Source organism: Novosphingobium sp. PY1, from assembly GCF_017312445.1.
In the GTDB taxonomy this organism is placed as follows: Bacteria; Pseudomonadota; Alphaproteobacteria; order Sphingomonadales; family Sphingomonadaceae; genus Novosphingobium.
In genome coordinates, this window is the sequence record NZ_BLTI01000013.1 from 125,463 (window position 1) to 146,241 (window position 20,779).

22 protein-coding genes are annotated in these 20,779 nt (G+C 64.7%); 11 read left to right on the top strand and 11 right to left on the bottom strand.

Going from position 1 to position 20,779, the window contains the following annotated elements; all coding sequences use genetic code 11:
• Positions 1-10: 10 nt before the first annotated feature.
• Genes J3474_RS18610 through J3474_RS18625 form a run of 4 tightly spaced genes read right to left on the bottom strand, consistent with a single transcriptional unit; the run spans position 11 to position 3,018 of the window.
• On the bottom strand, positions 11-1,435 hold the full coding sequence (locus tag J3474_RS18610) for an NAD(P)(+) transhydrogenase (Re/Si-specific) subunit beta (RefSeq protein ID WP_207095184.1): 1,425 nt from the start codon (positions 1,433-1,435) through the stop codon (positions 11-13).
• Positions 1,435-1,740, bottom strand: coding sequence for an NAD(P) transhydrogenase subunit alpha (locus J3474_RS18615; protein WP_007015028.1), 306 nt, complete (start codon positions 1,738-1,740; stop codon positions 1,435-1,437). The genes J3474_RS18610 and J3474_RS18615 overlap by 1 nt, the downstream gene beginning before the upstream one ends.
• A 14-nt stretch (positions 1,741-1,754) precedes the next feature.
• Entirely contained in the window at positions 1,755-2,888 is a 1,134-nt protein-coding gene (locus J3474_RS18620; protein WP_207095185.1) for an NAD(P) transhydrogenase subunit alpha, read from the bottom strand.
• 7 nt (positions 2,889-2,895) lie between these two features.
• The gene (locus J3474_RS18625; protein ID WP_083835230.1) at positions 2,896-3,018 is read right to left on the bottom strand and encodes an aa3-type cytochrome c oxidase subunit IV; all 123 of its coding nucleotides are present in this window, start codon (positions 3,016-3,018) and stop codon (positions 2,896-2,898) included.
• A gap of 214 nt (positions 3,019-3,232) precedes the next feature.
• On the opposite strand from J3474_RS18625, the gene J3474_RS18630 reads away from it, so the two are divergent.
• Together J3474_RS18630 and J3474_RS18635 are read left to right on the top strand one after the other, a co-directional pair.
• Positions 3,233-4,657 carry a sigma-54 dependent transcriptional regulator gene (locus J3474_RS18630; RefSeq protein ID WP_207095186.1) on the top strand — a complete coding sequence of 475 codons (1,425 nt, stop codon included), beginning with the start codon at positions 3,233-3,235 and terminating at the stop codon, positions 4,655-4,657.
• 129 nt (positions 4,658-4,786) lie between these two features.
• Entirely contained in the window at positions 4,787-5,542 is a 756-nt protein-coding gene (locus tag J3474_RS18635; RefSeq protein WP_242528482.1) for an SDR family NAD(P)-dependent oxidoreductase, read from the top strand.
• A 31-nt stretch (positions 5,543-5,573) separates the two neighbouring features.
• On the opposite strand, the gene folP is transcribed toward J3474_RS18635, so the two are convergent.
• Both folP and J3474_RS18645 read right to left on the bottom strand, forming a co-directional pair.
• Positions 5,574-6,683: a dihydropteroate synthase gene (gene folP / locus J3474_RS18640; RefSeq protein WP_007015023.1), complete on the bottom strand. Its 1,110-nt coding sequence runs from the start codon at positions 6,681-6,683 to the stop codon at positions 5,574-5,576.
• A 75-nt stretch (positions 6,684-6,758) separates the two neighbouring features.
• Positions 6,759-7,892 carry a site-specific DNA-methyltransferase gene (locus tag J3474_RS18645; RefSeq protein ID WP_007015022.1) on the bottom strand — a complete coding sequence of 378 codons (1,134 nt, stop codon included), beginning with the start codon at positions 7,890-7,892 and terminating at the stop codon, positions 6,759-6,761.
• Positions 7,893-8,180: 288 nt separating this feature from the next.
• Here J3474_RS18645 and J3474_RS18650 point away from each other — a divergent pair, with 288 nt between their 5' ends.
• The gene (locus J3474_RS18650; protein WP_207095188.1) at positions 8,181-8,882 is read left to right on the top strand and encodes a sulfotransferase family protein; all 702 of its coding nucleotides are present in this window, start codon (positions 8,181-8,183) and stop codon (positions 8,880-8,882) included.
• A 7-nt stretch (positions 8,883-8,889) separates the two neighbouring features.
• Here the strand turns inward: J3474_RS18650 and J3474_RS18655 are convergent, their stop codons facing one another.
• A complete protein-coding gene (locus J3474_RS18655) occupies positions 8,890-9,525 on the bottom strand; it encodes a ribonuclease HII (protein ID WP_013833830.1) in 636 nt (211 codons plus the stop codon).
• Between J3474_RS18655 and J3474_RS18660 the strand changes: the two genes are divergently transcribed.
• The 6 genes from J3474_RS18660 (at position 9,524) to J3474_RS18685 (ending at position 14,352) form a co-directional block, all read left to right on the top strand.
• Complete coding sequence (locus J3474_RS18660) at positions 9,524-10,684, top strand: PQQ-dependent sugar dehydrogenase (RefSeq protein WP_207095189.1); 1,161 nt, start codon at positions 9,524-9,526, stop codon at positions 10,682-10,684. The two genes, J3474_RS18655 and J3474_RS18660, sit on opposite strands and share 2 nt — an antisense overlap.
• A gap of 43 nt (positions 10,685-10,727) precedes the next feature.
• On the top strand, positions 10,728-11,246 hold the full coding sequence (locus J3474_RS18665) for a GNAT family N-acetyltransferase (protein WP_013833832.1): 519 nt from the start codon (positions 10,728-10,730) through the stop codon (positions 11,244-11,246).
• 64 nt (positions 11,247-11,310) lie between these two features.
• Positions 11,311-11,856: a DUF1285 domain-containing protein gene (locus J3474_RS18670; RefSeq protein ID WP_207095190.1), complete on the top strand. Its 546-nt coding sequence runs from the start codon at positions 11,311-11,313 to the stop codon at positions 11,854-11,856.
• A complete protein-coding gene (locus J3474_RS18675; protein WP_207095191.1) occupies positions 11,853-12,458 on the top strand; it encodes a CoA pyrophosphatase in 606 nt (201 codons plus the stop codon). Before J3474_RS18670 ends, J3474_RS18675 begins: the two co-directional genes overlap by 4 nt.
• On the top strand, positions 12,451-13,623 hold the full coding sequence (locus tag J3474_RS18680) for a CCA tRNA nucleotidyltransferase (protein ID WP_079729638.1): 1,173 nt from the start codon (positions 12,451-12,453) through the stop codon (positions 13,621-13,623). Before J3474_RS18675 ends, J3474_RS18680 begins: the two co-directional genes overlap by 8 nt.
• Positions 13,624-13,692: 69 nt before the next feature.
• Positions 13,693-14,352, top strand: a complete 660-nt coding sequence (locus J3474_RS18685; protein ID WP_207095192.1) for a TIGR02281 family clan AA aspartic protease — start codon at positions 13,693-13,695, stop codon at positions 14,350-14,352.
• 39 nt (positions 14,353-14,391) lie between these two features.
• On the opposite strand, the gene parC is transcribed toward J3474_RS18685, so the two are convergent.
• Positions 14,392-16,683, bottom strand: a complete 2,292-nt coding sequence (gene parC, locus J3474_RS18690; protein WP_207095193.1) for a DNA topoisomerase IV subunit A — start codon at positions 16,681-16,683, stop codon at positions 14,392-14,394.
• Between the two features lie 275 nt (positions 16,684-16,958).
• On the opposite strand from parC, the gene J3474_RS18695 reads away from it, so the two are divergent.
• Positions 16,959-17,498: a type 1 glutamine amidotransferase domain-containing protein gene (locus J3474_RS18695; RefSeq protein WP_013833838.1), complete on the top strand. Its 540-nt coding sequence runs from the start codon at positions 16,959-16,961 to the stop codon at positions 17,496-17,498.
• 21 nt (positions 17,499-17,519) lie between these two features.
• On the opposite strand, the gene J3474_RS18700 is transcribed toward J3474_RS18695, so the two are convergent.
• From J3474_RS18700 to J3474_RS18710, 3 genes are read right to left on the bottom strand one after another with little or no spacing between them, the layout of a single operon-like run.
• Complete coding sequence (locus J3474_RS18700; protein WP_242528483.1) at positions 17,520-17,852, bottom strand: 2Fe-2S iron-sulfur cluster-binding protein; 333 nt, start codon at positions 17,850-17,852, stop codon at positions 17,520-17,522.
• 1 nt (position 17,853) lies between these two features.
• Entirely contained in the window at positions 17,854-18,933 is a 1,080-nt protein-coding gene (locus tag J3474_RS18705; protein WP_207095195.1) for a cysteine desulfurase family protein, read from the bottom strand.
• On the bottom strand, positions 18,930-19,979 hold the full coding sequence (locus J3474_RS18710; protein WP_207095196.1) for a cysteine desulfurase family protein: 1,050 nt from the start codon (positions 19,977-19,979) through the stop codon (positions 18,930-18,932). The genes J3474_RS18705 and J3474_RS18710 overlap by 4 nt, the downstream gene beginning before the upstream one ends.
• Before the next feature lie 131 nt (positions 19,980-20,110).
• Between J3474_RS18710 and J3474_RS18715 the strand changes: the two genes are divergently transcribed.
• The gene (locus tag J3474_RS18715; protein ID WP_007015008.1) at positions 20,111-20,767 is read left to right on the top strand and encodes an alpha/beta hydrolase; all 657 of its coding nucleotides are present in this window, start codon (positions 20,111-20,113) and stop codon (positions 20,765-20,767) included.
• The last annotated feature ends 12 nt before the right edge of the window (positions 20,768-20,779 follow it).

The following is a 20,779-nucleotide window of genomic DNA, read 5'->3' on the forward strand; positions in this document are numbered from 1 at the left end:
ATGACCTGGCCTAGAGCGCCTTGACGATCTCTTCGACCATCTTCTTCGCATCGGCGAGCAGCATCATGGTCTGGTCCATGTAGAAGACGTCGTTGTCGACGCCCGCATAGCCCTGTCCGCCCATCGAGCGCTTGATGAAGAAGATCGTCTTGGCCTTTTCGACGTCGAATACCGGCATGCCGTAGATCGGCGAGGACTTGTCGGTCTTGGCCGCCGGATTGACGACGTCGTTGGCGCCGATGATGAAGGCCACGTCGGCCTGCGCGAACTCGCTGTTGATGTCCTCGAGTTCGAAAACCTCATCGTAAGGCACGCTGGCTTCGGCAAGCAGGACGTTCATGTGGCCCGGCATGCGCCCCGCAACCGGGTGGATCGCATACTTTACGTTGACGCCATGTTCCTTGAGCAGGTCGCCCATCTCGCGCAGGGCATGCTGGGCCTGGGCTACGGCCATGCCGTAACCGGGGATGATGATGACATTCTCGGCTTCCTTCATCAGGAAGGCCGCGTCCTCGGCCGAGCCGCGTTTCCACGGACGCTGCTCCTTGGCGCCGCCCTCTCCCGCGCCGCCGGTATCGGCACCGAAGCCGCCTGCGATCACCGAGATGAAGCTGCGGTTCATCGCCTTGCACATGATGTAGGAGAGGATCGCACCCGAGGAACCCACGAGCGCACCGGTGATGATCATCGCGGTGTTGTGCAGCGTGAAACCCATCGCCGCCGCGGCCCAGCCCGAGTACGAGTTGAGCATCGAGACGACAACCGGCATGTCCGCGCCGCCGATCGGGATGATCAGCAGGAAGCCGATCGCGAACGACAGGGCAACGACGATCCAGAACAGCACGTTCTCGCCCGGGCCTGCCTGCCCGGAGTTGGTGAACAGCGCCGTCAGCACGAGGATGAGCACCAGCGTGCCCAGATTGATGACATGACGAGCGGGCAGCATGATCGGCGCGCCCGACATGTTCCCGTTGAGCTTGGCAAAGGCGATCACCGAACCGGAGAAGGTGATCGCGCCGATGGCAGCCCCCAGCGCCATCTCGATACGGCTGACGGTCAGGATATTGCCATCATCGCCGAGGATGCCGAAAGCGCCCGGGTTGAGAAATGCCGCCACGGCCACCAGTACGGCCGCAAGGCCGACAAGCGAGTGGAACGCCGCAACGAGCTGCGGCATCGCGGTCATCTGAATACGCCGGGCAATGACGAAGCCGACGCCGCCGCCAATGACGATGGCGCCCACGATCTCGGGCAGACTGGCGACGTCATGGGTCATCAGCGTCGTGACGACGGCGATAAGCATGCCGAACATGCCGTAGCGATTGCCCTTGCGGGATGTCGCCGGCGAGGAAAGCCCGCGAAGGGCCAGGATGAAGCAGACGCCTGCAACGAGATAGGCGACGGCCACCCACGGGTTTACCGCATGGGCTTCCATTACTTGCTATCCCCCTTTGCTGCCGGCTTGTCCTTCTTCTTGTACATGGCCAGCATGCGTTCGGTGACAGCGAAGCCACCGAAGATGTTGACGCTGGCAAGCACGACCGCACCCAGCCCCAGCCACTTGGCCAGCGGGCTTCCCGCGGCAGCGCTGGCAACCAGCGCACCGACGACGATCACGGAAGAAATGGCATTGGTCACCGCCATCAGCGGCGTGTGCAGGGCCGGCGTAACCGACCAGACGACGTAGTAACCCACGAAGCAGGCCATTACGAAGATCGAAAGGATCGAAATGAAGTCCATCGTCGTGGCCCCCCTCAGGCCAGTAGGCGTGGATTGACGACCTTGCCACCCTGCGTCAGGCGGATCGCGTCACCGATTTCCTCGTCGAGCACGGGTCGACCCTGCTCCTTGTCCCAGAAGGCCGAGAGGAAATTGAACAAGTTGCGGGCGTAGAGCGCGGACGCATCGGCAGGCAGGTGCGCGGGCGTATTGGAATAGCCCATTATCTTCACCCCGTGCTTTTCCACGATCCGGTCGGGCATGGAGCCCTCGACATTGCCGCCTTGCGCGACGGCGAGGTCGAAAATGACGCTGCCCGGCTTCATCGTCGCGATCTGCGCATCGGATATCAGCCGCGGTGCGGCGCGGCCGGGAATGAGCGCGGTCGTGACGACGATGTCCTGCTTCGCGATGTGGCTGGAGACCAGTTCGGCCTGCGCCTTCTGGTATTCCTCGGACATCTCGGTGGCATAGCCGCCGCTGCCCTCGCCCTCGATCCCGGCGACGTTCTCGACGAAGATCGGCTTTGCGCCCAGCGAGAGGATCTGCTCCCTGGTCGCTGCGCGTACGTCGGTCGCCGAAACCTGCGCGCCGAGACGACGCGCGGTGGCGATCGCCTGCAGCCCGGCAACGCCCACACCCATGACGAAGACCTTGGCAGCGCTGACCGTACCGGCTGCCGTCATCATCATCGGAAAGGCGCGGCCGTAAGTATCGGCAGCGGCAATCACCGCCTTGTATCCGGCCAGGTTCGACTGCGAGGACAGGACGTCCATCGACTGCGCGCGGGTAATGCGCGGCATGAATTCCATCGACAGCGCTTCGAGCCCTGCCGCCGCATAGGCCTCGACACGCTCGCGCTGACCGAACGGATCCATGATGGCAACGACCCATGCGCCCGGCTTGACGCCCGCAAGCGCAGCCGGTTCGGGGCCCTGGACACCGAAGACGATGTCAGCGCCGGACAGCACTTCGGACGCCGGGCCGACTTGCGCCCCGGCGTTCCTGTATTCCTCGTCGGAAAAACTGGCCACAGCGCCCGCAGCGGTCTCCACCGCCACTTCGGCGCCGAGAGCCACGAGCTTTTTCACGGTCTCGGGCGATGCCGAGACGCGCGTCTCCCCCTCCGCGGTCTCTTTGAGGACCGCGATCCGCTGGCTCTGTGGCACAGTCAGATCAGGCGATCAGGCCGACGACGACCGCCACGACGGCGATGCAGATCCCGGTTCCCCAGGTGGCCGCCTTGATGAAGCTGTTGTAGGTTTCCTGCGCAGCGCGCATGTCATTGCCCGAAGCCATGATATCGTTCCCCAAGTATTGGTTCTTGTGATTACTGGCGCTAGCTCTAGCTGCATGCTGCACTGCACTCAAGCACGAAGCGAACCGACCTGACACTTCTGCCAAGGGCGACCCAGGCGGCCCGCAATGAGACATTACACGCTTAATACCGTCTTTACCTGATTGCCCTAAGACTTTCGCAACACACAGCAAGGGCTTGGTACAAGGCAGGCAAATGGCGGATCTCGAACAGCGCCTACTCATGCTTATCGACGATGAACCGGCGCAAAGCCGGTTGATCTCGGCCCTCGCCGGACGCGAAGGCTGGCGCACGATCATCGCTCGCGATGCGGAAACCGCTATCGCCACGCTGGGCACGCGCCAGGGCATGCAGCTTTCGGCCATCATCCTGGACCAGTGGGTTCCGGGCGACGATGCCTGCTCACTCATTTCAGAGCTCAAATCGCGCCGTCCGGCCCTGCCGATCCTGATGCTGACCGCCAGCACTTCCCCGCTCCTCGCGGTGGAAGCCATGCGCGCAGGCGCCACGGATTATCTCGTCAAGCCGGTCGCGCCCGACCGGCTCATGCATGCGCTGCGCTCGGCCACGACCCGCGAAACACCGCGCGACGAACTGGCGCCGCTGACCGAGAAGATGCCGTCCAGTCCCGATTTCGAATCGATGATCGGCGCTTCGCCCAACTTCCGCAAGGCGCTGGCTGTCGCCGCCAAGGCCGCACGCGGACACGGTCATGTCCTGATCGAGGGCGAAAGCGGATCCGGCAAGGAACTGCTTATCCGCGCCATGCACGCAGCCAGCCCGCGCGCAAAAATGCCGCTGCGCATCGTCAATATCGCGGGCCTCGCCGGAAACTCGGTGGAATCGGCCCTGTTCGGCCATGAGAAAGGTGCCTTTCCCGGCGCGTTCGACCGTCAGGTAGGCGCACTGCAGCATTGCGACGGGGCCACGCTGGCGATTGACGAAGTCGACCGCCTGCCGCTCTCGGTGCAGGAACGCCTGTTGGAATCGCTGCGCCGCCACGACGTTCGCCCGATCGGCGCGCAGCACTCGTTCCGCATCGATGTGCGGATCATCGCTGCCAGTAACCTGCCGCTTCAGGACCTCGTCAGCCAGGGCCACTTCCTGCCCGAACTGCTCGAAATCCTCTCGCCGACAAAGGTCGAATTACCGCCGCTGCGCGAGCGGACCGGCGACATTCCTGCACTCACCCGCTTCTTTCTCGCCCGCATCGGCGAACAGCCGGGCCTGCGCGAACTGGGCATCACCGATGGCGCCCTGTCGCTTCTGGCCGCCTACGACTGGCCGGGCAACGTCCGCCAGCTTCAGGCCGTGCTGTTCCGCGCGGCGGTTTTCTGTGACGGCGACGCATTGACATCGGAAGATTTCCCACAGCTTCTCAACATACTGGGCACAGGTCCATCCACAGTGGCCGGGAACCCGATGCAGGAAAGCTCCGGGGTCATGCTCTACACCCCCGACGGCAACCTGCGACCGCTGGAAGACATCGAGGCCGACGTGATCCGCCTCGCCATCGGGCACTATCGTGGACGCATGACCGAAGTCGCCAGACGGCTCGGCATCGGCAGGTCCACGCTCTATCGCAAGCTCAGCGAACTCGGGATCGACAACGCCGCCTGAGCGGGCCATATTACCGGTCCACGCATTCAAGGAGTTTCCTGACTTGGTCCAGTGACACCGCCCCGGCGGACTGTTCCCCTGCGACGCGGCATTCGTGCCGTGCGGACCATGTCATCTGAAGGAAATTCCATGCCCCGTTTCGAAGGCAAGACCGCGCTCATTACCGGCGCGGCATCCGGCATCGGCGCTGCGTGCGCCCACCACCTTTGCGCGCAAGGCGTCTCCCGCCTGATTCTCGTCGACAAGGACGAGCAGGCCCTCGCTGCGCTTTGCGCCGATTGCGAGACACTCCGGCATCACGGCGATGTCGCCGATCCTGCTTTGTGGAGCGAGGTGGCGGCAGGCATCGACCGGCTCGACTGCGCCATCCTCAATGCCGGACGAGCCGACAGCGCCCCTATCGTCGATCTCGACCTCGCGGACTGGCGCAGTGTCCTCTCGACCAATCTGGATGGCATGTTCCTTTCGCTGCGCTGCGCCATGCGGGCAATGCGGGCCGCTGGTGGAAGCATTGTCCTCACCGCCTCGGTAAGCGGCATCAAGGCCGAGCCGGGAACCGCCGCCTATGGCGCGAGCAAGGCCGGCGTCATCCAGCTCGCCAAAGTTGCAGCCAGGGAAGGCGCCGCCAGGGCGATCCGCGTCAACGCCATTGCGCCCGGCGGGGTCGATACGCCCATCTGGGACCAAGTGCCAATGTTCGACGACTTCGTGAAGCAGCATGGCAGCCGCGCAGCGGCGATTGCCGCGATGGGCGAAGTGGCCACCCCGCTCGGCCGCTTCGCGCGGAGCGAGGAAATCGCCGAACAGATTGCGTTTCTCCTGTCGGATGCGGCAGCGACGATTACCGGGGCCGTGCTGGTAAGCGATGGCGGGTACAGTCTTTAGGCCAGGTCTGGTGCCTCGCCGCTGGAGCGGCTCAAGCGAGCTGCGAGAAATCCGTCAGCGCTGCATCGCGCAGGCCCCGCCAGACGCGCGCCGCCTGAACCGTCTCGCGCACATCGTGCACGCGAAGGACCTGCACTCCGGCGTCCAGTGCCTTGAGCGCAAGGGTCAATGAACCGCCAAGCCGCTCATGCGCCGGCGCTTCGTTCGACAGCGCGCCGATCATGCGCTTGCGGCTCGCACCCAGCAACAGCGGTTGGCCAAGCCCGTGGTACAGCGGCAGGGCATTCATCAGCGCAAGGTTCTCGGCCAGGGTCTTGCCGAAGCCGATACCCGGATCGAGCAGGATCTTCTCCGCTGCGATCCCTGCGGCAACCGCCCTGTCGCGGGCATCGCCAAGCCAGTCGAAGACGTCGAGAACGACATCGGCATAATCGCCGTTCGCGTGGAGATCTTCGCCGTTGCCGGGAGCGTGCATGAGCACCACCGGCGCGCCGGAACTGGCGGCAAGATCAAGGCTGCGCGGATCGTAGCGCAGCGCCGAAACGTCGTTGAAGATATGCGCGCCGGCTTCATGGCTGGCGTCCCACACCGCGGGTCGGCGGGTGTCGACGCTGATCGCCGCGCCCATTGCCGACAGTCGCTCGACCATCGGGACCACGCGCTTGATCTCGTCGCCTTCCCAGACTGCGGCAGCGCCGGGCCTGGTGGACTCACCGCCCACGTCGATGATCGCCGCCCCGGCCTCGAGCATAGCCGAGGCGTGGTCCAGGGCGATCTCGGGCTTGTCCATGAACTCGCCGCCGTCCGAGAAACTGTCCGGTGTGACGTTGAGAATGCCCATGACCTGCGGTTGATCGAGCCGGATCGTGCGCTGGCCGCACTGCAGCGGCGCATGCACCTTGCGCAGGTTCGCCCACTGCGTCTCGGCTTGCGCGCCCAGCTCGGCGGGGAGCTGCGCCATGACGCCGGGCATCTCGGCAACCGAAGCGCGGGTGCGCGAGAGGAGCTTGCCGCTCTCACGCACGATGACCGCAAAGCGACTGGCCCAGACCATCGAGCCGCCCAGCCGGACGGCCTCGCCTTCCTCGCTCTGCGGGTTGTCGGCAAGAGCAATGGGGCGGATGTAGAGTTGCTTGGTCATGCCGCCCCCTTAGCCACTTGCGGAGCCATGCTGAACACGTTTCAGCACGGCGATATCGTCAGACGAAAGTGCGGATCACGGCTCGGTGGCAAGCAGGTAGAGCTGGCGGATCGAATCCAGCGGCTTGATCTCGCCCTCATGCTCGAGATGCCAGAACGTCCAGCCATTGCACGAGGGCGCGCCCTGAAGCTGGGCACCCACGCCATGGATCGAACCGTTGGCATCGCCCGCGACGAGCGAGCCGTCGGCGCGCACGGTGGCGGTGAAACGGCGCTTCTTGTCGAAGATCTGCGTGCCCGGCGCAATCCAGCCGGTTTCGACCAGCGTTCCGAAGGCAACCTTGGGTGCACTGCGCTTGGACTGCATCGTCTTGAGCGCCGACTCGTCGAGTTCCAGCGCCATCTCGATGCGTTCCATGGCCGCATCGCGATAGTCGGATTCCCGCTCGCAACCGATCCAGTCGCGGCCCAGGCGCTTGGCGACAGCGCCGGTGGTGCCGGTACCGAAGAACGGGTCGAGCACGACGTCGCCCTTGTTGGTCGTGGCCAGCATCACGCGGTAGAGCAGCGCTTCGGGCTTCTGCGTCGGGTGAACCTTGCGGCCACCTTTCTTGAGCCGCTCCTGTCCGCCACAGATCGGCAGCACCCAGTCCGAACGCATCTGCAGTTCGTCGTTGAGGGTCTTCATCGCGCGGTAATTGAAGGTGTACTTCGACTTCTCGCCCATCGAGGCCCAGATCAGCGTCTCGTGCGCGTTGGTGAAGCGGGTCCCCTTGAAGTTCGGCATCGGGTTGGCCTTGCGCCACACGATGTCGTTGAGGATCCAGAAGCCCATGTCCTGCATGATCGCGCCGAGGCGGAAGATGTTGTGGTACGAACCGATCACCCACAGCGAGCCTTCCGGCTTGAGCACGCGGCGCGCTTCGGTGAGCCAGTCTCGCGTAAACTTGTCATAGGCGGCGAAGCTGGAGAACTTGTCCCAGTCGTCGGTCACGGCATCGACGTGGCTGCCATCCGGTCGCGAAAGATCGCCTCCCAGCTGCAGGTTGTACGGCGGATCGGCGAAGACCATGTCCACCGAAGCATCGGGAATGGTACGCATCGCCTCGATGCAGTCACCGGGAATGATCTGACCCAGCGGCAGCAGTTCCTTCGGCGTCGGCGCAGGCGCGCGCGCACGAATTCTTTCCTTGACGAGTACCTGCCCCATGGCCGTTCCGAAGTCCCTTGTGCAATTCAGCCGCAAATCAGCTGTGGAAAGGCCGTAAACTGAGTCTTTCCGGACTCGCCGTCAAGTCGCGACTCGTGGAGAATCCTGCCGATTCAGGAATCGGAACAGGAGAACAAAACGAATCCGACACCGCATATTGAGTCTGCCGGGCGCCCCGCGACTCTAGATATGGTGGCTGCGACTCGCCGGATTCGTGGATAAAAAATTGTTACCCGCCCATCCCAGCAGTATGTTCGCTCCCTGTCGAACCACGGGAAGGCGACCGACATGGCACTGAAAGTCATTGGCGCGGGACTGGGCCGCACCGGCACGCTGTCACTCAAGCTCGCGTTGGAACATCTGGGCTTCGGCCCTTGCTTCCACATGATCGAGATCATGTCCGATGCACGTCACCAAATCCCGCTGTGGATGAACGTCACGGCGGGCAATCCGGACTGGGACACCATCTTCGACGGATTTGCCTCGACGGTGGATTACCCGACCTGCAGCTACTGGCGCGAACTGGCCACCTACTATCCGCAGGCCAAGGTCATCCTCTCGACCCGCGATGCGGACGACTGGTTCCGATCGGTCTCCCGCACGATCCTCTCTCCCGGCAATCAGGCGAAGTTTAGCGAGCCACCATTCGACAAGGCCCTGAAACCTGCGATCTTCGAACCCTTCGGCGATCGGATCGACGACCACGATTTCATGGTCGAATACTTCCGCGGATGGGAGGCCGAAGTGATCGCGGCGCTTCCGCCCGAACGCCTGCTGGTCCATCGACTTGGCGAAGGCTGGGAAGGCCTCTGCGAATTCCTCGAGGTCCCCGTGCCGGACGAGCCCTATCCTCTGGTCAACACCAGCAAGGACATGGAAGAAAGCGGGCTGGTGCGCAAAGCGGAGATGACGCCCGAAGAAGCCGAAGCGGCTGCACGCGGCTACGCCAGCGCGATGCAAACCAAGGCCTTTGGACGCCCGTCCGCGTGAGGCGGCGCTAGAGCCGCATTTCCAGCTGGGCTACCGGCGCAAAGCTGCGACGGTGGTGAGCGGTCGGGCCGTGTCGACGCAAGGCTTCGAGATGTTCGGCTGTGCCATATCCGGCATTGCGCTCCCACCCGTATTGGGGGTGGACCGCCGCAAGTCCCCGCATGATCGCGTCGCGGTGTTCCTTGGCAATGATCGAGGCGGCGGAAATGCATGGCTCCAGCGCATCGCCTCCGACGATCGCCCGCGCCTTCCAGCGCCATTCCTCGCGCCGGCCATGCGGCGTCATGTTGCCGTCGACCAGCACTTCGTCCGGCTCTGTGCCGATATTGTCGCACAGCGCGGCCACCGCGCGCGTCATCGCCAGCATCGTCGCGCCGAAGATATTGAGCCGGTCGATCTCCTCGACATCGACCACGCCGACAGCCCACTGGCACCGCCGTTTGATTACTTCCTCGAGTTGCAACCTTCTGGCTTTCGAGAGCTTCTTGGAATCGTCGAGCCCTGACGGGCGCGGCTTGCATAGCAGGACGGCTCCGGCCACAACCGGACCGGCAAGTGGACCGCGACCGGCTTCGTCGACACCGATGACGATACCGCCGCTGCGGACTGTTCCCGAGACCAACTTACTCACGCAGGTGTCCATGCTCATTCGAAACGTGCTTGCCACGCTATCCCTTCTCCCCTTGTCCCTCGCAAGCTGCGGCGCGGCCGCAACCGGGGATAATGCACAAGGCGAGCGCCCTTTCACGATCGAGGAAATGGGGCAGTTCGAGGAACCGTGGGCGATGGACTTCGACGAACCCACAGGCGCGCTGCTGGTCACCGAAAAAGCCGGGACCATGCGCCTGCGCCTGGCCGATGGCCGGATGGGCCGGGTCACCGGCCTGCCAAAAGTCGACTACGGCGGACAGGGTGGCCTGGGCGACGTGATCTTTGCACCGGGACAGAGCGGCCCCACGCTGGACGGACGGGAAATCTACTTCAGCTGGGCCGAAGCGGGAAAAGGCGACACGCGCGGCGCGGCTGTCGGCAGGGCCACGCTTTCCTGCCCGGAAGAAACCGCCTGCACGCTGGATGGCCTCAAGGTGATCTGGCGCCAGAGCCTCAAGGTCGCCGGCCGCGGCCATTTCTCCCACCGGCTCGCCTTCTCGCCCGATGGGCAGTTCCTTTTCGTCAGTTCCGGCGAACGTCAGAAATTCACTCCCGCGCAGGACCTGACCAACAACCTCGGCTCCATCGTGCGGCTCCTGCCCGACGGCTCCCCTGCCCCCGGCAATCCATGGGCGGACAAGGGCGCGCCGACCAACCAGATCTGGTCCTACGGGCACCGCAACGTGCTCGGCCTTGCCTACGATTCCCAAGGGCGGCTTTGGGACCTTGAACACGGTCCGGCCGGCGGGGATGAGCTGAACCTCGTCGAGCCGGGAGGCAATTACGGCTGGCCCCTCGTCTCCAACGGCGACCACTATGACGGCAGGCCGATCCCGCGCCACGATACGCGGCCCGACCTGGCTGCGCCCGCAATCAGCTGGAACCCGGTGATCGCGCCGGGCGACTTCATCTTCTACACCGGCGAGGCCTTCCCGGCCTGGCGGGGCCAGGCCCTGATCGCTGCCATGGTCGACCCCGGCATCGTGCGGGTGCGGATCGATGGCGACAGGGGATTCGAGGAAGCGCGCTATTCCTTCGACAAGCGCATTCGCGAAATCGAGCAGGCCCCGGACGGCACGATCTGGCTGCTGGAGGACGGCAGACAGCGCGATTCCGGCAAATTGCTGAAACTGAGCCCGGTCACGAAGTGAATTGAATCGACAAATGGCCGCGTCGCTCCTATCGGCGCGCGCCATGTCCGATAGTGCCACCATCATCCCGCTCGACAATGTCGAACCCGCCCTCGTCGAGGCCCTGCTCGACCGCGCGTTCGAACCCGAGCGACACAAACGCACCGCCTACAAGGTGCGTGACGGCGTGGACTGGCTCCCGGCGCTGAGCTTCGCCGCGCTCGATTCCAGCGAGATGCTGGTCGGCTCGATCCAGTGCTGGCCGGTCGCGCTGACCGACCCCGACGGCCGAGCGCATCCGATGATCATGGTCGGCCCGGTGGCAGTGCTGCCCGAGCTTCAGAACATGGGCTACGGCAAGGCGCTGATGTCGGCGAGCATGGCATGCATCGACGGCCGCGCGCCGCTGCCGCAGGTCATGGTCGGCGATCCGGAATACTATGGCCGCTTCTGGGGCTTCTCGAACGAAGGCACCGCCGGCTGGGACCTGCCCGGCCCGTTCGACCCACGCCGACTGCTGGTGCGCTGCGAGAACCCGGCGGTTCTTCCGGCGCGCGGCATGCTCGGCCCCTGGCTGCGCTGATCGATCCCCGGATCTGCGCCGACTGGACCTTGGCGCGAAAAGCCCTATCTGGCATCGCACGACGATGCCATACGAACCGCCTCCCGAACTTTCCGGCCTCTCGCTGGCCGAAGTTGCCGAGCTTGTGGCAGCCCGCAAGCTGCCGCCCGTCTCGCAATGGGAGCCGTCGCACATCGAAGACAGCCACATGCGCATCGCGTCCGACGGGCGCTGGTATCATGAAGGCAGCGCGATCCGCCGCCCGGCCATGGTGCGCGCCTTCGCCTCGCTGCTGACGCGCAACGAGGACGGGCAGCACTGGCTCGTCACGCCGAGCCAGAAGCTGAGCATCGAGGTCGAGGACGCGGCCTTCATCGCCGTCGACCTCAAGCGCGAAGGAAGCGACATCGCCTTTCGGCTGAACACCGACGATCTTGTCATCGCCGGCCCCGATCATCCCATCCGCAGCCACGGCGATCCCGATACGCCTGCGCTCTACCTGGGCGTGCGCAATGGCACCGAGGCCCGGCTCAATCGCAGCACTTATGCGCAGCTGGTGGAGATCGCGCTGGAGCAAGACGAGCTAGCGGTGACCAGCGGCGGCGCGACCTTCTCGTTGATCCCGGCATGAGCGCGCTGTTCGAGCAGGTCTCGCGCCGGTTCGAGCGTGGCCACGTCGGCACGCCGTCGCGGCTGTGGAACGACCCGCGCATCGTCCATATCGAAAAGTTCAAGCCTGCCGCTGTACTGATCGCGATCACCGAGCGCGAGCGGCCGGGTATTCTCCTGCTGCATCGCCCCTCGACGATGCGGGCGCACCCCGGCCAGATCGCCTTTCCCGGCGGACGCATCGATCAGGGCGAAACGGCCATCGAGGCCGCGCTGCGCGAAGCCAACGAGGAACTGGGCATCGATCCGGCAAGAGTGCGCGTGGTCGGTGCCAGCGATCTGTACCGCACCGGCAGCGGCTATGAGATCACGCCGGTGGTCGCCGTCGTGCCGCCGGACATGGATATCAGGCCCAACCCCGCCGAAGTGGCGCAATGGTTCGAGGCCCCTGTCGACTTCGTGCTAGATCCGGCCAACCAGCAGACGCGAACGGTCGAATTCGAGAACCGCGCGCACCAATTCGTCGAAATCATCTGGTCCGAGCGTGGCCAGGACCATCGCATCTGGGGCGTCACCGGTGCGATCCTTCACAATCTCTCTTGCAGGCTGAACTGGAATGACTGACCGCCTCGCCGCCGAATGGATGCGGCGTGCCGATATCGTGGAACTGGTCGAGGTGCTTGGCCGCGACAACGCCCGCTTCGTCGGCGGCGCAGTGCGCGACGAATTGCTGGGCCTGCCGGTGAAGGACATCGACATGGCAACGACACTTCGGCCTGAAGACGTCATCGCCCGGCTCGATGCCGCAGGCATTCGCAACGTGCCGACCGGCATCGAGCACGGCACCGTGACGGCAGTCCTGACAGGCGGCCCGGTCGAGATCACGACCCTGCGCCATGACGTCAGCACCGACGGACGCCGCGCCACCGTGGCTTTCGCCAGCGAATGGCGTGACGATGCGGCGCGGCGCGACTTCACGATCAACGCCCTCTACGCCGATCCCCAAAGCGGCGAGATCTTCGACTTCTTCGAGGGCCTTCACGACCTGAGACAGCGCACCGTCCGCTTCATCGGCGATGCACGCCAGCGCATCCGCGAGGATCATCTGCGCATCCTGCGCTACTTCCGGTTCCAGGCCAGGTTCGGATCGCAACCTGCTGACCGGGAAGCGGAAGATGCCTGCGCCGAACTCGCAGCCACGCTCAAGGGCCTGTCGCGCGAACGGATCGGGATGGAAACGATGAACCTGCTCGGTCTGTCCGACCCGTCCCCAACCTTGCACCGCATGGCCGAACTGGGCGTCCTTGCCGTCATCCTGCCCGAGGCCGATCCCAAAGCCCTCGAAGCGCTTGTCGCGGCAGAGATGTGCCAGGCCATCGCACCCGATCCCCTGCGAAGACTGGCAGCGCTCCTGCCTGCGCAAGTGGCACTGGCCGAACAGGTGGCCTCGCGCTTTCGTCTCTCCGGCGCGCAGAAAAAGCGCCTGGCCACCGCAGCTGCACGGACGGAAGAACCGGGCACGCCGCGCGCCCTCGCCTATCGCCTCGGCATCGATGCAGCGCTCGACCGTCTTCTGATCGCCGGTGCCGATGCGTCATCGCTCGATGGCTGGGAGATCCCGCAGTTCCCGCTCAAGGGCGGTGAGATCGTTGCCAGAGGTGTCGGCGCCGGTCCCGAGGTCGCGCGCATCCTGCGCAGTGTGGAGGACCGCTGGATCGCCGAGGGTTTCCCCGACAGGGCCCGGGTCGATGCCCTGCTCGACGCGGAACTCGCCGACCGCGCCGCCTGACGCAATTCCCAAGTCTGGCCCGCCATCTCAGTCAGCGCCAGGCAAGCCGGGAAGTGGTATGATCCGCAAATGGAACTGTCCGCCTACATTTCGGACCTGACAGGCTACCTTGCCAGCCAGCCACTATTGGCGCTGGCCATGCTTGCGATCTTCATCGGGGTCGTGGGCGGCATGCTGCGTCGGTCCGCCCCGAAGCTTGGAGGCCTGCTGCGCGGTGTCAGCCATCTTGGCCTGGTGGCCGCCCTGCTCCTGACCATCGCGCAGGTCACCCGCTTCACCACCGATACCGACTTCGCCCTGCCCCAGTTCGGAATGCCGCGCCAGTCCGTGGAAGGGAACGAGACGCGCGTGCCGATCAGCGACGACGGGCACTTCTGGGTGACCGCCGAAGTGAACGGCGTGCCGCGGGACTTCCTCGTCGATACCGGCGCGACGATCACCGCGATCTCACCGCAGACTGCCGGGCTTTCCGGCGTGGACCCCAAACTGATTCGCCAGTCCATCGCGATGCGTACGGCCAACGGCGTGGTTCGCGCCGAAGTCGGCACGATCCGCGAATTCCGTTTCGGCAACATCGTCGCCCGCGATCTCGATACCGTGGTCGCCCCGGGCCTGGGCGATGCCAACGTGATCGGAATGAATTTCCTCTCGCGCCTTGCCAGCTGGCGGGTCGAGGGCCGGACACTGATCCTCGTCCCGAACCATCCGCAACCGGCCTCGGGATCCTGACCGCAGCCAGTCCCCGACAGCGTCGGTGGCGCTGTCGGTTTACTGGAACTTGTTGTCGCGCGGGAAGCCGTTGGGCGGCAGACGTCCCGCCGCGCCGCGCGCAACCTTCCACATCACCATTTCCTTCTCGGTCCGCGTACGCCCCGTATCGCCGCCCATCGTCCAGGACAGGCCGTCCTCGAGCTTGAGCGTCGTCACGTCGGACATGCCGCCGTCGCGATAGCGCTGCAGCGTCACGCCCTGCCCCTTGGCGAGGACCGGCAGTTCCTCGAGGCTGAAGATCACCAGCTTGCGGTTCTCACCGACGACCGCGACGTGGTCGTGCTCAGGCGGGATCTCGCGCACGACCGCCAGCTTCACTCCCGGCTTGGTCGTCATCACCGCACGTCCCTTGCGGGTCTCGGCCAGGATCTCGTCGGATTCTGCCGCAAATCCGCGACCGATGGTCGAGGCCAGCAGCAGCTGCGCCTTGGGGCGATGCGTGAAGGCGGCGATGATGTGGGCATCGGCATCGATGTCCACCATCGTGCGGATCGGTTCACCGAAGCCGCGTGCGCCGGGCAGCTTGTCCGCTCCGAGCGTATAGAAGCGGCCGTTGTCGACCCCGATGAGGATCTTGTCGGTCGTCTGCGCATGAAAGGCGAAAGCGGGGCCGTCGCCTTCCTTGAACTTGAAGTCGCCATCCAGCGCGACATGGCCTTTCGCTGCACGGATCCAGCCGCGCTGCGAAAGGATCACGGTCACCGGCTCCTTCTCGATCATCGCGTCCATCGAGAATTCGACCGTGGGCCTCGCCTGCGCGATGGTGGTGCGACGGCGACCGAGCACCGTGGTCTCGGCGTAGTCCTTGCGCAGCGTCGTCAGGTCCCGCTTGAGCCGGGTGCGCTGGCGCGCCGGACTGTCGAGCAGCTTCTGCAGGTCTTCCTGCTCCTTGAGCAGGTCATCGCGTTCCTGCCGCAGCTCCATTTCCTCAAGCTTGCGCAAGGAGCGCAGGCGCATGTTGAGGATCGCCTCGGCCTGCCGGTCGGTGAGGTTGAACTCGGCCATCATCACCGGCTTGGGCTCGTCCTCGGTCCGGATGATCTCGATGATCCGGTCGAGGTTGAGATAGGCGATGATGTATCCCTCGACGAGCTCAAGCCGCGAGGCGATCTTGTCGAGGCGGTGGCGGGTGCGCCGCAGCAGGATGTCGATCTGGCTGTAGACCCACTCCTGCAACAGCAGTTTGAGCCCCATGACACCCGGAGTCCGGTGTGAATCCAGCACGTTGAGATTGAGACTGAACTTCGATTCGAGGTCGGTGAGCCTGTAGAGGCTCTCCTTCAGCAGCTCGGGATCGACGTTGCGGCTCTTGGGCACGAAGACGATGCGGATCTGCTCGTCGCTCTCGTCGCGGATATCCTCGAGGATCGGCAGTTTCTTGTCGGCGATGAGCTGCGCGACCTGCTCGATCAGCTTGCCCTTGGCGAGCATATAGGGAATTTCGCTGATGACGAGCTGCCACTGCCCGCTGCCCAGCTTCTCTATTCCCGTCTCTTCCCAGTTGCCGTCCTCGTCCTTGCCGGTCGAGAAGCGACCGCGCATCCGGAAGGCACCCTTGCCGGTTTCATAGGCATGGGAAATCGCTGCGGGACTATCGACCACAAGGCCGCCGGTGGCGAAATCCGGGCCATGGAACACTTCCATGAGCTGGTCGTGTTCGGCATGGGGGTTATCGATCAGGAGCAAGGTGGCATCGATGATCTCGGCCACATTGTGGCTCGGAATCGAAGTCGCCATGCCCACCGCGATACCGGTGGCACCGTTGGCCAGCAGGTTCGGGAACAGGCCGGGGAAGATCTCCGGCTCGCTCTCTTCACCGTTATAGGTGGGAACGAAATCGACCGTGCCTTCGTCCAGCCCCGACATGAGCTGGATCGCAGTGCGCGTCAGGCGTGCCTCAGTGTAGCGATAGGCCGCCGCATTATCGCCGTCGATATTGCCGAAGTTACCCTGCCCCTCGACCAGTGGGTAGCGCAGCGAAAAGTCCTGCGCGAGGCGGACCATGGCGTCATAGACCGAGGCATCGCCATGGGGATGGTATTTACCGATGACATCGCCGACGACGCGGGCCGACTTCTTGTAGGCACTCGCCGGATCGAGCTTGAGCTGGCGCATCGCCCAGAGCAGGCGGCGATGGACCGGCTTGAGACCGTCCCTGAGATCCGGCAGCGAACGCGCTGTAATCGTGGACAGGGCGTAGACGAGATAACGCTCGGACAGAGCGGCGTCGAAAGGCGCATCGACGATGGCGTCGAAGGGATCGGATTCGTCTTCTGTCATAGTCACCATGGTTTGCCAGCACTAGCAGTGCCGGAGCGCGGTCCAAAGCCGCATTTGCCCGTTTTCCATAACTTGCCACCTGACTGCAGATTACCTTCAAGCTGCCGATGCCCCGGAGCCTGGCCGTTCGTCGCTCGAGGCCGGAAACTGCATGGGCCGGGCACACCGGGGGAGCCGTTCTCCGGACTGCCCCGCGAACGCGCCGAGCCGTTGGCTTTCGGGGAACTGCGCGCCCACTTCACCCGTTGGCCCTTCGACCCCCCAGCCCACAAGGAGATTTAGCGATGACCAAGAAGGTCCTCATCGTCGCGACCAACGGTTTCGAACAGTCGGAACTTTTCAAGCCGCGCGAAGCCCTGGAATCGGCCGGCATCGAGACGACTGTCGCCAGTCCGGAATCCGGACAGATCAAAGGCTGGAACCACACCGACTGGGGCGAGAGCGTGGATGTCGACATCGATATCGAAGACGTGCTCGCCAGCCAGTTCGATGCAATCGTCCTGCCCGGCGGCCAGATGAACCCCGACAATCTGCGCATGAACCGCACGGTCGTCGATCTTGTGCGTACGTTCGTGGATGGCGGCAAGCCGGTAGCGGCGATCTGTCATGGCCCCTGGCTTCTGGCCGAAGCGGACTGCCTGGCCGGCCGCACCGTCACCAGCTGGCCCTCGATCCGCACCGACCTGTCGAATGCCGGGGCAACGGTTGTCGACAAGGAAGTGGTAGTCGACGGCAATCTCATCACCAGTCGCAAGCCGGACGATATTCCGGCCTTCGCGAATGCGGTGATCGAAGCGGTGAACGCCATGGCCGAAGCAGCCTGACGCCACCTGCCTCTTCACGGATCAGCCGATCTGCATGTCGTGCGAAACGCCGGGAATGCGCAACTCGATGCCGTCGAGCGCCTCGGTCAGTTCGATCTGGCATGACAGGCGGCTGGTCCGCGTCACGCCGGCGGCAAGGTCGAGCATGTCCTCTTCCTCATTCGAGGCAGGTTTCAGTCTCTCGAACCACTCGGGTGCCACGATGACGTGGCAGGTGGAGCAGGCCATCTGCCCCTCGCAGGTTCCTTCGAGCGGCATCCCCGCTGCCTGCGCCACCTCGAGAAGGCGTGCCCCCGCTTCGGCCTGGACCGTAAGCTTGTTTCCGTCGGCTGTTACAAATTGAACGCTCAGCAATTCAGACTCCCTGCGCCGCCGCTGCGGCATCTATTTGTGCGCAGGCATCCTCCAATTCCCTGACCTCAGTATATCTCCCGAATCCGAGACGGATAGAGGCTTTGGCATCCTTGTCGACAAGTCCTATCGCTTTCAGCACGTGACTGGTCCGCCCGGAGCCGCTGGCACAGGCCGATCCTGCCGAAAAAGCGACCTGGCGCAACTCGGACATTAGTCGGGTAACGTCGAGTCCGGCCAGGCGCAGGTTGAGGTTACCCAGCCAGCGCATTTCGGTCGAACCGTTGAGCGTCCAGCGGCCCAGGATCGCACGCGCGCGTTCCCACAGGAGCGCTACGTGAGCCGCGTCTTCCTCCATGCGGCCCATCGACAGGGCCGCCGCCGCCCCGAAACCGGCACACAGGGCCGGACTGAGCGTGCCGGATCGCAATCCCTGCTCCTGCCCGCCGCCATGGATCAAAGGGGCAAGTTCCAGCCCGTCGCGCACCCACAATGCGCCGATGCCCTTGGGGCCGTAGAGCTTGTGCGCGGAGATCGCGATGAGATCCGCGTTGGCAGGCGGAGCGATCTTGCCCGCACCTTGCACAGCATCGCACAGAAACAACGCCCCGGCGGCATGGGCGGCCTCGGCAAGCTGCTCGACCGGCTGGATCGTGCCGATCTCGTTGTTGACCTGCATCACAGCAACAAGACCGGTTCCGTCACCGAGCGACACCGCGGGATCGATCACTCCCTCGCGGTCGACAGGAAGGATCGTCGTGGCCGGATCGAGTGCACCGGCCGTATCGAGCACCGCGGCATGCTCGATGGCCGACACGGCGAGATGCCGGCGTCCGATACCGGCAAGCGCGAGGTTGAGCGCCTCGGTCGCGCCCGAGGTGAAGACCACGCGCCCACCGGCCGGGAGAAGCGCAGCCACCTGCTCGCGCGCCACTTCCACAGCCGCAGCCGCGGCGCGGCCCGGACGGTGCGGGCTGTGCGGATTGGCGAATCCGATGCTCCCCGGCCCGCCCAGCCAGGGCAGCATCGCCTCGCGGGCCTCGGGAGCGAGCGGCGTCGTCGCTTGATAGTCGAGATAGATCATGCTGCAGCCCGCTTACCGGCGATTTCACGCCATGCCGCCAGGAACCGGTCGATGTCCGCTTCACATGTTTCGCGTCCGATGCTCACGCGGATGACTTCCGAGGCTGCCTTGTCGTCCAGCCCCATGGCGGATAGCACATGGCTGGTACGCAGCGAGCCAGATGAACAGGCGCTCCCGGCCGAGACCGCTATTCCCATCGCGTCGAAACGGATGAGCTGAGCGGCCGATGATTTGCCGGGCATGCGATATCCCCCGATCGTCGGGCTGCGCGTCGCATCGGCCGCGATCGCCACTCCTCCCGCGTCGACAATCCCCGCTTCCAGCCTGTTACGGAGTCGAAGCGCTTCGCCGACCCAGTCGCTGCCGGCTTCCAAAGCCGCGACCATCGCCAGCACGCCCGGCAGGTTCTCCGTCCCGGCGCGATAGCCGCGCTCCTGCCCCCCGACCGGCTCGAGCATCGCCCAGTCGCGCACCAGCAGCGCCCCAATCCCGATCGGCCCGCCGAACTTGTGCGCCGCGAGCGCAATCAGATCAGCTCCGGGGAGCGGCAACTTTCCGGCCCCCTGCGCACAGTCGGCAAGAAGGACGCCCCCGCTCTCACGAACCCTCGAAGCGACCTCGTCGAGCGGCTGGATGACCCCGGTTTCACTGTTCACCTGCTGGATAGCGACGAGACCATCGCCGCCAAGCGAATCCAGATCGACTCGGCCCGATGCGTCAACCGGCAGACGGCGCGCGGCGCCGGCATGACGCAGCACCGCTTCGTGCTCGACGGGAGAGACTGCGCAAAGCGGCTTCTTGCTGCGCACGATTGCCAGGGCGATGGCCTCACTGGCGCCCGATGTGAAGACGACTTCCCCCGTCCACCCCAGCATTTCAGCGATTTTCGCGCGGGCGTCCTCAAGCGCGGAACGCGCAGCGCGCCCCTGCCTGTGCGGGCTGGAAGGGTTGGCCCAGATCGCCGCTCCTTCCAGCCAGGCATCGCGCGCGGCAGGCAGGAGCGGCGTGCTCGCCGCATGGTCAAGATAGAGAGGTTTTGTCGGCATCGCTTGCAAAGTTGTTTTCAGAGCAAAGGTTTCTATATAGCGAACCTCATCTTTTCCACTCCCGCAGGTGGCAGGCGATCAGGATCGCCGCCCGTTGACGGGAGTTTCAACAGGTCAGGTCCCGAACGCATATGCCCGCAGTCATCTTCCCCGGTCCCGAAGGTCGCCTCGAAGGCCGGTTCCAGCCCGCGCCGCGCCCGCGTGCGCCGGTCGCGATGATCCTTCACCCGCACCCGCAGGCGGGCGGCACGATGAACGACCGCATCACGCAGCACCTGTACAAGACTTTCGTGGCTCGCGGATTCGCGACCCTGCGCTTCAACTTCCGCGGCGTGGGACGCAGCCAGGGCAGCTTCGACAATGGCATCGGCGAACTTTCCGACGCGGCCGCCGCGCTCGACTGGGTACAGTCGATCCACCCCGAAGCCTCGACCACCTGGATCGCGGGCACCAGCTTCGGCGCGCTGATCGGTATGCAGCTGCTGATGCGCCGTCCCGAGATTCGCGGCTTCATCTCGGTCGCCCCGCCGGCAAACATGTACGACTTCAGCTTCCTCGCGCCTTGCCCGGCCTCGGGCATCATCATCCAGGGCACCGCGGACACCGTGGTCACCCCGAATGCGGTGCAGAAGCTGGTCGACAAGCTGCGCACACAGAAGCACATCACCATCCACCACGACGAGATTCCGCGCGCCAATCACTTCTTCGAGAACGAGATGGGCGACCTGATGCGTGCCGTCGACAACTACCTCGACATGCGCCTCGCGCCGGACTGCCCGATCAAGTAAGCAGTCATCGCG